Origin of the sequence: Sphingobacterium sp. SGG-5 (assembly GCF_011043525.1) — a bacterium.
Classification (GTDB): Bacteria; Bacteroidota; Bacteroidia; order Sphingobacteriales; family Sphingobacteriaceae; genus Sphingobacterium.
Genome location: NZ_JAAKGO010000002.1, coordinates 426,631 through 442,268 on the forward strand (window position 1 = coordinate 426,631; position 15,638 = coordinate 442,268).

At 51.4% G+C, this 15,638-nt stretch carries 10 protein-coding genes; all 10 read right to left on the reverse strand.

From position 1 onward, the window contains the following. Nucleotides 1-155 precede the first annotated feature (155 nt). On the reverse strand, nucleotides 156-2,333 hold the full coding sequence (locus G5B30_RS04115) for a PQQ-binding-like beta-propeller repeat protein (RefSeq protein WP_206367005.1): 2,178 nt from the start codon (nucleotides 2,331-2,333) through the stop codon (nucleotides 156-158). Between the two features lies 1 nt (nucleotide 2,334). Beyond that, nucleotides 2,335-4,050 carry a GMC oxidoreductase gene (locus tag G5B30_RS04120; RefSeq protein WP_165318688.1) on the reverse strand — a complete coding sequence of 572 codons (1,716 nt, stop codon included), beginning with the start codon at nucleotides 4,048-4,050 and terminating at the stop codon, nucleotides 2,335-2,337. A gap of 41 nt (nucleotides 4,051-4,091) precedes the next feature. Beyond that, complete coding sequence (locus G5B30_RS04125; RefSeq protein ID WP_240903090.1) at nucleotides 4,092-4,559, reverse strand: gluconate 2-dehydrogenase subunit 3 family protein; 468 nt, start codon at nucleotides 4,557-4,559, stop codon at nucleotides 4,092-4,094. Between the two features lie 121 nt (nucleotides 4,560-4,680). Next, entirely contained in the window at nucleotides 4,681-6,594 is a 1,914-nt protein-coding gene (locus G5B30_RS04130; protein ID WP_165318689.1) for a beta-N-acetylhexosaminidase, read from the reverse strand. Further along, nucleotides 6,587-8,161 carry a glycoside hydrolase family 5 protein gene (locus G5B30_RS04135; RefSeq protein ID WP_165318690.1) on the reverse strand — a complete coding sequence of 525 codons (1,575 nt, stop codon included), beginning with the start codon at nucleotides 8,159-8,161 and terminating at the stop codon, nucleotides 6,587-6,589. The genes G5B30_RS04130 and G5B30_RS04135 overlap by 8 nt, the downstream gene beginning before the upstream one ends. Nucleotides 8,162-8,180: 19 nt before the next feature. Further along, a complete protein-coding gene (locus tag G5B30_RS04140; protein ID WP_165318691.1) occupies nucleotides 8,181-9,731 on the reverse strand; it encodes a cellulase family glycosylhydrolase in 1,551 nt (516 codons plus the stop codon). 47 nt (nucleotides 9,732-9,778) lie between these two features. Continuing rightward, nucleotides 9,779-11,329, reverse strand: a complete 1,551-nt coding sequence (locus G5B30_RS04145) for a cellulase family glycosylhydrolase (RefSeq protein WP_165318692.1) — start codon at nucleotides 11,327-11,329, stop codon at nucleotides 9,779-9,781. Nucleotides 11,330-11,388: 59 nt separating this feature from the next. Continuing rightward, nucleotides 11,389-12,678, reverse strand: a complete 1,290-nt coding sequence (locus G5B30_RS04150; protein ID WP_165318693.1) for an IPT/TIG domain-containing protein — start codon at nucleotides 12,676-12,678, stop codon at nucleotides 11,389-11,391. 29 nt (nucleotides 12,679-12,707) lie between these two features. After that, nucleotides 12,708-13,904: a glycan-binding surface protein gene (locus G5B30_RS04155; protein ID WP_165318694.1), complete on the reverse strand. Its 1,197-nt coding sequence runs from the start codon at nucleotides 13,902-13,904 to the stop codon at nucleotides 12,708-12,710. A gap of 22 nt (nucleotides 13,905-13,926) precedes the next feature. Next, entirely contained in the window at nucleotides 13,927-15,627 is a 1,701-nt protein-coding gene (locus G5B30_RS04160) for a RagB/SusD family nutrient uptake outer membrane protein (RefSeq protein WP_165318695.1), read from the reverse strand. Between the last annotated feature and the right edge of the window lie 11 nt (nucleotides 15,628-15,638).

Consider the following 15,638-nt stretch of genomic DNA (forward strand, 5'->3'; position numbering starts at 1 on the left):
ATCTTTTTTTAATTCAATATATGGCTATTTCAATTCTGTATCCGTATTGTAGTCATCTAAAGGAGCCAACTCGTGCCCGATATAACCCCTAATATAAAGCACAAGAGTTAACTCTAACACTAAAACAGGTTGAACGACGGACTGTAGCAAACCGATCACGGCAAACTGAAAGCGATGTACTTACTGCCCGAGCGCATGCCCAGCTTGCCCCCGCCTGCCGCGATCACCACATACTGCTTCCCATCTATCGTATAGACCGCAGGGGAGGCAAAGCCCGCTGCCGGCAGCTTATGCTCCCACAGTACCTCCCCCGTACGCTTGTCAAAGGCACGGATCTTCTCGTCCTGCGTGCCCGCGATGAATACCAGACCGCTCCTTGTCACAACAGGACCGCCGTATACCTCCGTACCCGTATCCTCATCCATACCCAGCTCTTCGAAATTGCCCAGCGGAACCTTCCACAGCAGCCTCCCGCTGTTCAGGTCGACCGCATTCAGCGTGCCCCACGGAGGTTTAATACCCGGGTAGCCGTCCCGGTCAAGGAAACGCCTGTAGCCGTTCAGTATATATTCCGGTACCGAATCCCGGTGTACGGCAGCGGGTTCTCCCGCTGACCGTACCGGCGCGGCCTCCTTGTCCTCCAGTTCCAGCAGGTAGGCCAGCAATGCTTCCAGATCCGTATCAGTGAGCACCCCTTTGAAGGCAGGCATCATGTTCCGCCCGTTCCTGATCACCTGTCTGGCCTGTTGTTCCGTAAACCGCGCTTTCAGGCCCTGCAGCGACGGGAAAGCAGGAGGGATGCCCTCCCTGTTGCTCCCGTGGCACGAAGCGCAGCGCTGCCGGTAGATCTCGGCACCCTGACCTTTAAGCGTGGTCGCGCTGCTTGCCTGTAGCGCAGGGTTCGGTATCATCTGCAGACGCCAGGGAAGCTCTGTGCTGCCCACGTATAGGACCCCGCTTTCGGGGTCTACCGCGGCCCCGCTCCACTGGCCCCCGCCGTCGAAGCCCGGGAAAAGCCACGACCCCTGAAGGCTTGGCGGGGCGAACTCTCCTTCGTTCCGGTAAAGGCGGTATTCCTCCAGCAGCTCCCGGTGGATCTCCGGCGTACGGTCGCTCAGATCCTCCGGGCCGAAGCGCTGACGCGAGAACGGCTCCGGAAGCACAGGAACGGGCTGCACGGGCCACGCCTCCTCCCCCGGAAGGTCAGAGGCCGGTACACGGACTTCTTCGATGGGAAACACGGGTTCTCCCGTCTCCCGGTCGAACACAAAGATATGCCCCGACTTGGTGATCTGTGCCACCGCATCCACCCGCCTGCCGTCCATGTGCAGGGTGACAAGGTTCGGGTAGGCAGGAAGGTCCCGGTCCCACAGGTCGTGCCGTACCGTCTGGTAGTGCCACAGGTAGCTGCCCGTACCGGCATCCAGCGCCAGCAGGCAGTTGGCAAACAGGTTGGAGCCCCGGCGGCGCTTCCCGTAGAAGTCCGGTGTTACCGAGCCCAGCGGGACATAAACGATCCCCCGTTCCTCGTCAAGGGCCATCCCCGCCCAGTTGTTCGCCCCGCCCACGCGCTGCCAGGCGTCACCGTCCGCCCAGGTATCGTAGCCTTTCTCTCCCGGGTGCGGAATGGTGTGGAATATCCATCGCCTATTGCCCGTATGCACATCAAAGGCACGGATATGCCCCGGGGCGGCATCCGCACCCTCGCTCACCCGCATCCCCGTGATCAGCAGGTCTTTGTATAATATCGGCGCAGCGTTCCCCGACATCCATGCGTTTTCGTAAGGCCCGTCCATCTGCTCCCGCAGGTCGATGTATCCCCCTTTGCCGAAGGCGGCTATTGCCGCTCCTGTACCCGTATCCACCGCATACAGCTTGGGACCCGTGGAGTAGAAGATACGTCCTTCTCCGCCCGAACCGTTCTCCCAGTAGGAAATGCCGCGGATGGAGCCACGCGAGGACGGATCCGGAGGAGTGAACACCCAGAGTTCCTCTCCCGTGGACGCATCGAGCGCAAAAAGACGCTGATCCGCCGAAACACCGTAAAGCACGCCCTCTACCATCAGCGGCGTGGTCGGGATCGTAGAGCCCTTGGCAAGGCTGTCCCCCGTGTCATATTCCCAGGCAACCTGCAGTTCCTGCACGTTGTCCAACGTGATATCACCGCCACGAACGTAGCGCTGGCCCGGGTTGCCCCCAGTGGAAGTAAGCCATTCTTCGTTCCTTACCGGCGATGAGCAGCTGCACAGCAACACAGCAGCAAAAAACAGGGAACACAACCCCTTAGACAGTCCGTTCATAAAGCTGTTCTTTCCATATTGTCCGTTGTACATACTATAAATCCCCCCGCTTCAGCTCACGCACCGCATGGTCGACTGCCCGCGCCGTAAAAGCCATATAGGTAAGCGTGGGATTCTGCGTCGCCGTAGAGGTCATGCAGGCACCGTCGGTGACATAGACGTTTCTGCACAGGTGCAGCTGGTTCCAGCTGTTCAGCAGCGATGTCTTCGGGTCATGGCCCATGCGTACACCGCCCATCTCGTGTACATCATTGCCCGGACGGCGCGGGGTATCCTTCGTCCTGATATTCGTGAAACCTGCTGCCTCGTACATGGCGGTCATCTGCTCATAGTAGTCCTGACGCCGCTGCCAGTCATCCTCGGCATAGTCTACGGAGATATGTAGGAGCGGCACGCCCCACTGGTCCCGCTTCTGGGCATCCAGCCAGACGCGGTTGCTCGCTTTCGGGATGGTCTCCGCCATCATGTGCGAATGTATACCCCAGTTGCCCAGTGTCGCATGCAGTAGCCCGTCCTTCAGCTCATGGCCCACGCCGTCCCGGCTGCGCCGCTCGTACCGGCCTGCGCCGACGGCCGCTGCCCATCCCCGCAGGAAGCCGGTCTCCTGGCGGTGCACGTTCCGGAAATTGGGGATATAGCCGCCCCCAGCGGGGTTCCGCCCGTCAGTCCTGTACTGCAGCAGGCCGTCATACTGCGCCGTGATCTGGGCCGTATAATTATGGAACGCGACGTATTTCCCCAGCAGGCCGCTGTCGTTGCCCAGACCGTCCGGGAAGCGCCCGGACGTGGAGTTGAGCAGGATGAGGTTGGTGTTCAGCGCAGAGGCATTGACGAAGATGACCTTAGCGTAGAACTCCAGTTCCCCGCCAGTGTTTGCATCGATTACCCGGACACCGGTGGCCTTTCCGCTTTCCTGGTCGTACAGGATGGAGTGTACCACCGAAAACGGTCGCAGCGTGAGGTTGCCGGTCTTCAGGGCCCAGGGCAGCGTCGAGGAGTTGCTGCTGAAATATCCGCCGAACGGACACCCGCGCCGGCACAGCAGGCGGTTCTGGCACTGCACGCGCCCCTGCTGGAGGTGGACAGGCTGTGGCTGCGACAAATGGGCGCAACGCGCACTGATGATGTGCCTCCCGCTGAAATGCCGGTCCACCGACCTGCGGAAATGGTCTTCCACGGCATTGAGCGGATAGGCGGGAAGGAACTCCCCATCGGGCAGCGTAGCCAGGCCGTCACTGTTGCCGGCAATCCCGACGAAACGCTCCACGTAGCTGTACCAAGGCGCGATGTCCCGGTACCGGATGGGCCAGTCCACCGCAAAGCCGTCCCGTGCAGGTCCTTCAAAGTCGTGGTCGCTCCACCGCTGCGTCTGCCGGGCCCAGAGCAGGCTCTTCCCACCGACCTGATAGCCCCTTATCCAGTCGAATTCCTTGTCCTGGATATAGGGATGCTCGTCATCCTTTACGAAGAAATGTGCGGTATCCTCGCCGTAGGCGTAGCACCGGTTGGCGATCGGATTGACCTGCTTGTCCTCGTAGGTCATCTCGCCCCGGTGTTCCAGCTCGTAGGGATAGAGGTTGGTCGTCGGATAGTCCTGTATGTGCTTCACGTCACGGCCCCGCTCCAGTACCAGGGTCTTCAGCCCTTTTTCCGCGAATTCCTTTGCTGCCCACCCGCCGCTGGCGCCGGAGCCGATGACAATGGCATCGAATGTCCGTTCTTTTATGCTGTCTATTGCTATGTTAGCCATGTTTTGCCGTCTGTTGATCTTATGTTGTCTTTCATTGGTCTTTAACCGTGAGCCGGGGGTCTGTCTGCCGGGGCATAGCCGTCATAGCGGCCCGGCACGAGCTCGTATTTTATCAAGTTGGTCATCACGTACTGCGAGTTCAGATAGCCCTGTATGGTCCTGCTTTTTGTAACGGCGAAAAACTGTCTGATATCCGTCCCGCCGCTTTCTCCGATCCGTCTGAGCAGCGCGGTCCGCTTGTCCGGTGCCGCCTCCGCAAACGGTCTGCCGAGCTCTTTTTGCGACCATCCCGAAAATGCGGCAAGCCCATCGGTAAACACCTGCTGCTCTGCCGGGCCGTGGCAGTCGTCAACCATCCTCAGCACGAAGAGATGCAGCAGCAGTTCCCTGCCGCCCGGTGTATCCGTGGCCGGGATCAGCGCCTCGACGAGTTCGGCAAGTAGCTGTTCGTCCGCTTCGCTGACGGACAGGTTGGTCAGCGCAATGCTCGCCCTGCCGGACTCCCGCATACAGCACGGAAGCATTAGCGAACCTCCAGCGATGTACAGCAACGTACGCACCGCAGACCGGCGATTCATATAAAATTTCATTCGTCCAAAATAAGTTGTTGATCTATAAATCTGATTATTTTCACCTAACCTCTTTCTTCAAATCTGCAAGGGATATGTTCAGCATTCTACCGATACGCTTTCCGTCTCTGTAGGTCGTGACTCGCATGATGACAGCATCTTTAGGAATTTCAATTGGTCCTGTGTATCTGGGATAGAAATTGTCCGGCTCAGAATAATCAAAGCTGAGATAAGCATCCAGGCCTTCTATTTCTGTTCTTAGGGAGACAAAGTACTTTTCGCCCGCTCTGGAAAGCGAAACAATAGGATCGTAGATGGCACGCGAATATTTTATTTCAGCGGCATCGAAGCGCTTGAAGAATTGCTGGGCTTTTTCGGAAAAATGTTTCCAGTCCTTATGTTCAGGTGGAGACCAAAGGTTTTCAGCCATGGCCAGTCCGCGTGGCCAGGTCATATATTCCAGCTGCCGGCTGTTGTATATCATCTCTGTCCATAGGTTGGCCTGTCCGCCCAGCACATAGCGGGCATCAGCATCGGCCGGAATAGGATCAAATTTATTGTAGGCGTCTACAAACCGTAATGTCATGGACAAGGGAAAGGGCAGGGGCGGATCGGTAGACCGGTCGCCCTGCATGAGGTTGTAGTAGGCTTCATTGCTTGTGGAGAAGACCACTTTATGTCCTTTGTTCGAGGCGCCGATACCGGCCTTACCTTTCCGCCAGCTCATGATAGCCGTTGTTTTGCTGACACCGCCCTCCAGGAGTTCGTCCCAGCCGATCATTTTTTTATCCAATCCGTGGACTATCTTCTCCACTCTTTTTTCAAAATAGGACTGCACCTCCGGAATGGATTTTAAACCCTCTCTTTCCATCAGTGCCCTGATCTGATCGTTTTTCTCCCAAAAGTTGTGCGGCGCCTCATCACCCCCCACATGTATATATTCAAAAGGGAACAAAGCCGCTATTTCAGCAAGCACCTTACCCATAAATTCATACACTTTTTCATTTGCCGGACAGAGCGTGTTGTCAATGGCAGCGATCGGCGGTGCGCCCTTGGACCAGTCCAAAAACCCCTGGCCGGCGTGCACGGTATATTTGTCGGCACCCTCCGTACAGGACAGCTCGGGATAAGCCACAATCGCGGCGGTGCTGTGTCCCGGTACGTCTATCTCGGGCAGGATATTGATAAAACGGTCTTTGGCGTAGCGGACCAGCTCTTTCATGTCCTCTTGCGTATAGAATCCACCGTAATCCTTGGGTTCATCAGGTTCTGGCGTGGACATAAAATTGAAATTCCCCGTTTTGCCGACACGCCAGGCGCCCACTTCGGTCAACCGTGGATAACTTTTGATCTCTACCCGCCAACCTTCGTCGTCCGTAAGGTGCAGGTGGAAGATGTTGTACTTAAAGCGGGACATGTTGTCGATGTACCTTTTGACCTCATCTACCGTGAAGAAGTGACGCGACACATCCAGCATCAGCCCCCGCCATCCCACACGTGGATAATCTGTGATCCTGACAAGTGGAATACGCCATTTAATGCCATCTAATGGTTCATTGCTTTCTATGTCCGCAGGAAATAATTGCAATAACGTCTGCACACCATAAAAAAGCCCGGCAGGTGTATTGGCCGATATGTTAACTTTGTCCTTCTCCACGGCCAGCGCATAGCCCTCTTCTCCGAGCTGCCCGTTTTCGGCGCTGTTCAGGGACAGCACGATATGTGCTTTTGCACTGTTCGTTTTGCTCACCGTATACCCCCAGGCCGTTGTAATCTTTGATCGGAGCAGATCAAAGGTGTGCCCCAAGTCTCCATCGGGTAAAGCAACCCCGATGTTTGCCGGGAGCTCAAAGCTGCCCGAAAGCTGCTGCATGGCCACCGGTTCGGGAATGATGGAAACGGGCTGTTGTGCATATACTGTTGTCGTGAGCAGTAGGCAAAACAAAATAACTTTTATTTGTTTTTTATCAATCATAGAACTCTGTCATCTTAATATCTCCGATGGTCACTTTCTGTGTGTTAGGGCTGCCATTCGCTCCCAGTGAAAAAAGCAGTCCTCCATTCGAACTTGTGGTATCCGCCGTAAAAACCATATTATAAGTACCAAATCCGTTCGTATAAAACAAATGACCCTCCCCTCTGGTTGTGTTCTGTGGGGCTTCGAAACGCGCCTGTATTTTGTACCACAGAGTCGTGGCCGACGCCTTGAAGGAAACCGCATAACGCCTGCCCGCTACAATCGGCAATCCCCATCGCAACAACTGGACATGCCACAGTTCATCTCCCGGATCGGTAATCGTGACCTCGATCTTATTGCCGGATTGGGCATCCATCGTAGCTGATGCGTTAGCGTGGGTCCATATACCCCAGCTATCACTATTCGTATCCGTAATATTACTCTGGTAAACGACGCTACTGTGAGCAGGTACATGTGCCGCAGGCATGGGATAATTAGAATTGTATAGTGCGCCTATCAAGGACCAGTTATACTGTTGGGTATCCTGATTATAGATTCCCCACTTATAATGATAGTTGAAATAAGTCCAGCTGTACCCATGCTGCGTAAAAAGTTTGGCCAGAAATTCGGTATATTTTACCCGATCTCCTGCTGCATCCGCATCTCGGGATGCTCCAAACTCCCCGATATGGACAGGAATATTACGAAACATTGCATAGAGGTCTATATAATCCATCCAGCCTCTTATCACATTACGTTCAAAGTCCGTGTCATCCCAAACCGTTCCCGTATATTGTGTCGCAGACTGGTGGGTAAACCAGAATGGGTAATACATGTGTATGGTCAGGATTGTATACGGATCGTTGTTCGGAAAATTCAAAAGTCGGAGTGCATCCGGCCCACCTTGGTTGGCTACTCCTATCAATACACAGCGTTCCTGGCTATTGCCGCCCATACTACGGATGGCAGCAAGCCCATCTAATAAAAATGTATTCCACTTTGCCGGCGTCATATTCTGGTACGGTTCGTTAAGGATCTCGAACAGTAGACTGTCCGTAGAATAATCTCTGAAAGCCCAGGAAATATGTTCCCATTGTGCCAGGAACATCGCTTTATTGGCGTCCGGGTTTGCCATCAGGGCATCGTGGTTGTGCATGTTCAGGATCACGCGCAGCCCTTTGCTCATTGCATAGTCTACCGTGGCCTTCACCTGTGACATGAACGCCCATTTAATTTGATAGGGTTGTGGTGGTGCTGTTGGATCCATGCGGTCGGGGCGCTCCCAGTTCACCGGCAGCCGGATATGATGGAAGCCGCGATCGACGATTTCGTCGATATAATGGCGGATCGTATCGGGGTCTGTGTTATACCACCCCACCTGACCTTCATAAGCACCTCCGAGGTTAATGCCCAGTCCCAGCCGTTCATTCATTTCAGCCCCTGTCGGGAAAGTCGTCGTAACTGCAAATGTTTCGCTAACAGGGAGCATTTCATCAACAGCAAACTTTTCGATGGCCTGTTCGCGCGAGCAGGAAGTGCCCTGTAAGAGCACTGCCGCCAGCATGATAATAATAATCGTTTTCATAGTATAAATTATTTATTTCTCAATCATCATAGAATTCCGTAATCTTAATATCCTCGATGGTCACGCCTGAATTCGTCGGGTTCGTCCCCATAAAAATCGCTAACCTTCCGTTGGTCTGCGTCGTTTGCGCTGTAAAAATGAAATAATGCGTGGCCACTTCCTGAAGCGGGTAGAACAGATAACCTTCGCTTGCTACACCGTCTGTTTCCGTAAAACCAGCTTGTAGCCGCTGCATGGGTACTGTGGATGATACCTTAAAAGAAACCACATAACGTCGCCCCTGTCTAATAGAGACTCCATAGCGCAACAACTGAACAGACCAAGGATTATCTCCCCCATCGGCAATGTTAACAGTCATCTTGTTTGAAGAACGTACCAAGGCCGCACTTCCTCCTGTATTTGTCGAAAAACTCCACCCGTCGGCATTGGACGTCGTGATATTGCTCTCGTAGATAACGTCACTGTGATCGGGTACATGTGCCGGTGGTACGGCACTTTTATAATCCATTATCTCGTCTATCAAGGGCTGAATATATTGTTTGGTACTCAGATTATATATTCCCCATGTATAATGATAGTTAAAGAAAGTCCAACTATACCCGCGCTGCGTAAAAAGCTTGGTCAGAAATCCCGTATATTCTACTCTATCTTGCGGATCTGCAAACTCCGTTGCACCGAATTCGCCGATATGGACAGGAATATTGTTCAGCTCCGCAAAGGCATCTATATAATCCGCATAACGTCGCTGATATTCTCGTTCAAACTCTGTATCACCCCAAGGTGTCCCTAAATACTGCGTCGCATTCTGATGCGTAAACCAGTACGGGTAATATTGGTGAACCGTCAGGATCAGATACTGGTCGTTCTTTGGAATTTTCAGCTGCCGGATGGCGTCCGGCCCACCGTGATTGGCTGTCCCGATCAGCACACAGCGTTCCTTATTTTTGGAAGGTTGCGGCGTACTCCGGATAACCGAGAGCGCATCAGTCAAAAGAGTATTCCATTTTGCCGGCGTTATGTTGTTAGTAGGCTCGTTTAGTATCTCGAACATCAGCGAATCACTATAATTCCGGAAAGACCAAGCAATCTGCCTCCATTGTTCCAAGAACATCGGTTTCATGACATCCGGACTCTCCTCCAGGGCGTCGTGATTTTGCATATTGATGATTACCCGCAGGCCTTTACTCAATGCAAAATCCACAGTGGTTTTTATCTCCTCCATAAATTCGGGTTCGATAGTATAAGGCGCTGTTTCTTTGCTACGATCCGGACGTTCCCAGTTTATGGGGAACCGGATGTTCTTGAAGCCAAGCCGGGCAATTTCACTGATATAACCCTGAACAACCTGGGGGCTTGTATCATAAGGCCAACCCGCCTGCCCCTCATAGGCACCCCCGAGATTGATTCCGGGTCCTAATTTTGCATTCAACGCTGCTGCCGCTGTCGGCGTTTTGGAAGGATCATCATCGGATGGTAGGGTAGGGTCATCGATCGGTCCTTTACTCGAACAAGACATTGCCGTCAGAAACAACGCTGATAAAAGTGTATAAATTATTGTTTTTGTTTTCATCTTTCTTTTTTGCAAATACATAAACGTCATTATTTTGAAATCACCAGTTAATCATCATAAAACTCGGTAAATTGAATATCCTCGATAGTGACCGTAGAGCCGTTTGGGTTACCACCCAAATAAAATGTCATCTTGCCATTAGGTTGAGTGCTCTGCGCTGTAAAGACATGGTAATAGGTGTCCGTTGCTCCACGTAGATATAAACTACTTTCTTCACCCACTATACTTCCTCCCTCCTCGAATATCCCCAGTACTTTCTGTATTGGAACAGTAGTAGCCGTTTTAAAGGAAAGGGCATACCGCCGTCCTTGTTGCACGGATAACCCTGATTTCGACAGACTGATCCCCCTATAAGGTCCGGGGCCGGTAATCTTCACTGAGATTTTGCCGGTGGAGGTGCTCATTGTAGCTGCTGATCCCGATCCCGGGTTGACCTTAAGGCTCCATCCATCGGCATCGGAAGCCGAGATATCACTCTGGTAAAGAACGGTGCTGTGGTCAGGTACATAAGCTGCCGGAAGAGGCTTCTTATAATCGCTGATTGCAGCTATTAAGGGTTGGTTGTACTGTTTGGTCGTCAGGTTATATATTCCCCACGAATAATGAAAATTAAAAAAGCTCCAACTATACCCGCGCTGCGTAAAAAGCTTGGTCAGAAAGCCGGTATATTTTATTCTATCTTGCGGATCCGCATATTCGGTTGCCCCGAATTCCCCGATATGAACCGGAATCTGGCGATACGCCGCATAATCGTCTATGTAGTCTGTAATGCGTCGTATCACTTCTCGTTCCGATTCGGTGTCTAACCAAGGCGTTCCCACATATTGTTCGTTATCCTGATGTGTAAACCAGAACGGATTATATAGATGTACCGTAAGGATCGTATAGGGATCATTCACTGGGAACTCCAGAAATCGAAGAACATCAGCCGAACCATAATTGGCCACCCCGATCAGTACACAACGATGTTTGTTATTGGACGAAGAAGTAGTATTCTGCCGGATAATGGTAAGGGCATCCGCATAAAAGTCATTCCATTTATCGATACTCAGATTGCTATGGGGCTCATTCAGAATTTCGAATAGCAGGGAATCGCTGTAATCTTTGAAAGCATTAGCAATCTGCCGCCATTGTTCCCGAAACATCGGTCTCATACCGTCCGGATTTTCCATCAGGGCGTCGTGGTTGTGCATGTTGATGATTACCCGCAGGCCTTTACTCAATGCAAAGTCCACCGTAGTCTTAATCTCAGCCAAAAACTCCGGCTTAATTTTATAGGGAGCTGTTTCGCTGCTACGATCCGGGCGCTCCCAATTTATTGGGAATCGGATATGCTCAAAGCCAAGCTCGGCAATTTTGCTGATATAGCCTTGGAGAACTTCAGGGCTTGTATCATAAGGCCAACCGGCCTGTCCTTCATAAGCTCCTCCAAGATTAATACCATGTCCCAGTTTCTTATTCATCTCCATGCCCGTTAGAAATCCGGGGGTATCTTTGTCTTTGCCGGGTGGGGCCGGGCCGTCGATCGGTTCTTTACCTGAACAGGATACCGTCAACAGAAGGAAACTCGCCAGTATGGCATTAATAAATATTTTCATCTATTCTACTTAATTTATTAGTATATTCTTAAAAAATAGTTAGGCCCCCGTGATATTTGTTATTCATTTTTGAAACCCATATAGTCAAACCACACGGAACCTTCCCAATCTGTATTAGTCTGAAATAGGACGTTCGTAGCAGTCGCGTTATCTGCTGTCGAAAGGCTATAATCGGTCCATTCTCCTTCTTGTATGGTAATAGGTCCTATATTGGTACCTCCCCCCAGCGGGACTATCAGCTGTTTACCTTCGGTACCGGGTCCTCCATAGACAGAAAATACTAACTTCTTGTAACCGGATATATCCAGAGGAGCAGAAGTAGGAAAAATCGGGGCGAAGTAATCCCATTGTTTTGTATAATTTACTTTAATAGCTGATGTTCCTTGTCTGACGTGTTCGGTATCATTAAGAGCATAGGTTACAGCGCTCGACTTGTAAATTGTTGCGACACCACTTGCCATGGCCGCGTCTATATAAATAGGAAAATCAAGTACTGGTAATGCCCCTATAATAGAAAGATTCCCTGTACTCTCCACCCGCTCATTTGAAAAGGTAAGCAGTGTCACTTTGCCCCCAAGGGTACCTTCCGGTACGGTGACCAACAATTCGGTCGCTGCGGACTGTACGGTAACATCCGTTATCGTGTCGTTCACTCCGGCAAAAATGACCCCTTTTACGATATCCAGGTCTGTCCCGGTTATGGTGAGTTCCCCTAATGGTTCGGCCGGATTGGGATCGAAACCGCTAATCGTAGGTAGTGTCATTGTGACCGGTGTTTCTGTCTCCACCGTTTCATTGCCTACCCGCAGAATAAGGTTACCGGTCTTGGCTTCCAAGGGCACTCTTACCACGAGTTCCGTATGCGATTGGCTCGCAAACTGCTCTACGGACACCTTTCCGCCAAACGTTATCTGCGAGATCCAGTCCATATACACCCCTTCGATCGTAATATTATCTCCCGGTTTTGCTGTTGCGGGGAAGGATACGATTTCTACATCTACGGTGAAATTTAATTTGGTTTTGGTCACGATATCACCTTCGGACGTCTTGAGTGTAACAAACCCGTTCCTCGCTCCGTCGGGAACGACAAGTACGATTACTTTTGCGGTATGTTCTAAAAAATCGGTGCTGGACACCGTAATGCCTGCAAATTCGATTTCCGTTACCCGATCCAGATTATAGCCAATAAAGCGGATCTCTTCGCCGTGCCTTACACCCGACGGGCCAAAGCTAAGCAGCTCGACCGTGGACGAATCCATATTTTCTGTTTTTTTACAGGCTGATGCCAGCGACAACACACAGCTTATCAGTACAAAGAGTGTAAGCCTGTTATTTAATATTTTGCTCATTGTATACATTTTTGATGTGTACTTTATTTTTAATCTTCATTTACCTTCGGCACGACGCGGAAGTTATCAAAAGCCATATCACAATCCAGCGCACCCGGGCCGGAAAAAAGTAACCGGATGTTATAGCCCCAATCGTTGGGATTGACGCCCCCTGCGGAATGGTCTCTGCTATAGCTCCCCATAACCCGCTCAAACGGTATCACAATGGTTTCCCATTCTCCTTGCGTATCATAGGGCGGTGGCCAGGCATAATTTGTGTTATCATAACCATCTGTAAAATCAGTTGCCGCGATCCTGGAATATAAGCCCACATTGATTCGGAACATGTTTGCCGAATAGGGTTTGATGGTATTGACTTCAAATTTGAGGTTATAGTTTTCAGGATTTTCAATGGCATCGTCCGGAACGGCTTTGGCCTGATCAGCACCCACAGCAGATGCGGGGCCACCCATGATTGGTAGCCACTGACCTGACGTGATGCCCTGTTTTACCCGGATGTAAGTTCCATTGATTTTTTGCGGATCCTCCGGTCCGGGGTCGGTGGTGACTTTGAATGCAGCCCCCCACCAGCCGTGCACATCACCTTTCACAAAAATATTCCGGCTGTCCCGCAACCAGAAGTTGGAGACTGTCTCACCAAAGTTTGACGTCACGGTCAATGGACCTTCTTCTGCGCCTACAGGGACCCGAACCTGTAAGATCGTTTCTTCAACGGATACAATCTCTGCCTCTAAGCCGCCGGAAAAGACGACCGTCAGCGGTTCGTAAAAATTACTGCCCCGGATAGCCACCACCTCACCGTCGGCGACGTACTCACAGCGCATACTGTTTAATACCGGCGCACCTATCACGACCCGAAAGTCGTATTCCAATTCTCCTCCGCCCTTAAAAACAAGCCGGATGGTATTGGTCACCTCCTGAGGCACACCCAGTGGCACGCGCACCAATATTGACTGGCTCGTAATATAGGGAGGTGTCAGAAGGGCCTGCTGGTCATTGAACCAAATCTCTGTTGTTTCTTCCAGGTTATCGCCCACCAATGCGATCAATTGTCCTTGATATCCCGCAACAATCAGGGAATCCGAAGAGGCCGGATCAGTAAGACTTACATACCGGACAGTAGGCTTCCCGTCGTTCGGCAGTTCTTTCTTTTCACAGGACTGAAAACCGACAATCGCAACGATTGTCAGCATCAGTAAGCCGATGATGTTATATAATTTTCTCATAATATATCGTTTAATCATGTGGTTATTGCGCAAAATAATCTACTGGCTCCTTGCGCAGATTAGGCGCCTGACTAATTTCTGCCGAAGGTATCGGCATATAAAAATTGCCATCATGCGCATTTATATACTCCAGCGCGGGTTCAGCCCAAACGGTTTTGGTCATGGTCCATGAAGTCGGGTCCGGAAACTGGTTGGGTTCAATAAAGAATATATAGCGGTACTGGCTGTTCAGGATACCGTATACCCGTTGTTTATCGTAATAATGCATAGCCACCAAGTCGTACCAAGCTCTTCCTTCCATGGCAAACTCCAGTATCTTTTCTTTGAAAATCACGTCAGCGGTCAGTGGGTCTTCGTAGGGCGCCGGTAGGGCACGGGTATGTACTTTATTAAAATATGCCAATGCTGTCGGATCCGCCGTTGACGCCTGGTTGCCCAGCTCTGCATCGGCGTAGATCAGGTACATTTCCGCTAAGCGGAGCATGTAGGTATCGTTCGGGTAGTATTGTTTATCCGAATTTCCCCCGGTGTCCTTGGACTTACCGATCACATATTTTTTGACATTCATGTAATTATAGTTACTACCAGCCGTGCCCGGTGTAAAAGGGACGATCAGTGGCTGTTCGGTGCCATCGGGCAGCGACTGCGTGATCTCGGGATAGCGGGTGCCCGGCAGCATAAAGGTTGCTTTCATCCGTTTATCCAGCGGGTTCCCTTGCAAAGTGCCGTCCGGCATCTCCTGAATTCCCTCATACATAGTTGCCAACCACCAGGTGGCTCCCTTGGATGATCCATAGCCATCGCCATCGGTGATCGCCGGACCAAAAGCAAGATCCTGTTGAACCGTATTCTGTGTGCCCCACTCGCCGGGGGAAAAGACCCATTGCAGCGAGAAAAGCGACTCGGAATTATTGTCGTAAGGGTACAGAAACAGATTGTAATAATCCTCCAGAAGCTCGGCCCCGCTCAATTTGATCACCCGGTCGGCATACTCCTTAGCCTTATCCAGCATGGCCTGGTCACGTGTGCCAGCACCATTGGCCGCTACGCCCGACCGAGCCAGATAAAAACGGGCCAACATGCCCTCGGCCGACCATTTGGTCACCCGGCCGACGCGGATGGGCTGATCGGGCAGTATATCGGCAACGGCCTCCATTTCCTCACAAACGTATCTCCATACACTTTCTATCGTATTCCGTGCGACCGTGGTATCGGTAAACAAAGCCCGGTTGTCTTCGATAATCGGCACTGGTCCCCAGTTCATCACCAGATAGCTGTAGGCTACTGCCCGCATAAAACGGGCTTCTGCTAGGGCATGAGCTTTAATATTAGCGGATACGGCCGGTCCTGCATACTTTTCAATGTTCTGGATCGTAATATTGGACTGCCCCACCACATTGAAGAGTGCCCGCCAGGCGGATCCATTTTCCAAGGTAAGGCCACTCGTTTTGAACAACACGTCATCCTGATTAGTAAAAGGTGAATACATCACCCCCGAGCGCATATCGCCGATGGAATAAGAAGAACGAGTATTGTAGTCGAACCACACCTTGCTGTACAGTGGTGCCGTAGCGGCCAGTACCTGCTCATCGGTCTGAAAAAAACTAGCATCCACAATAGCATCGACAGGAGGCTTGCGCAAAAAATCCTTGGAGCAGGCCGCGCTCAATAATATGACCATCAGGAATGACCCGGTTATATAAAAGTTGAATTTACATTTCATGATCTGTCTTA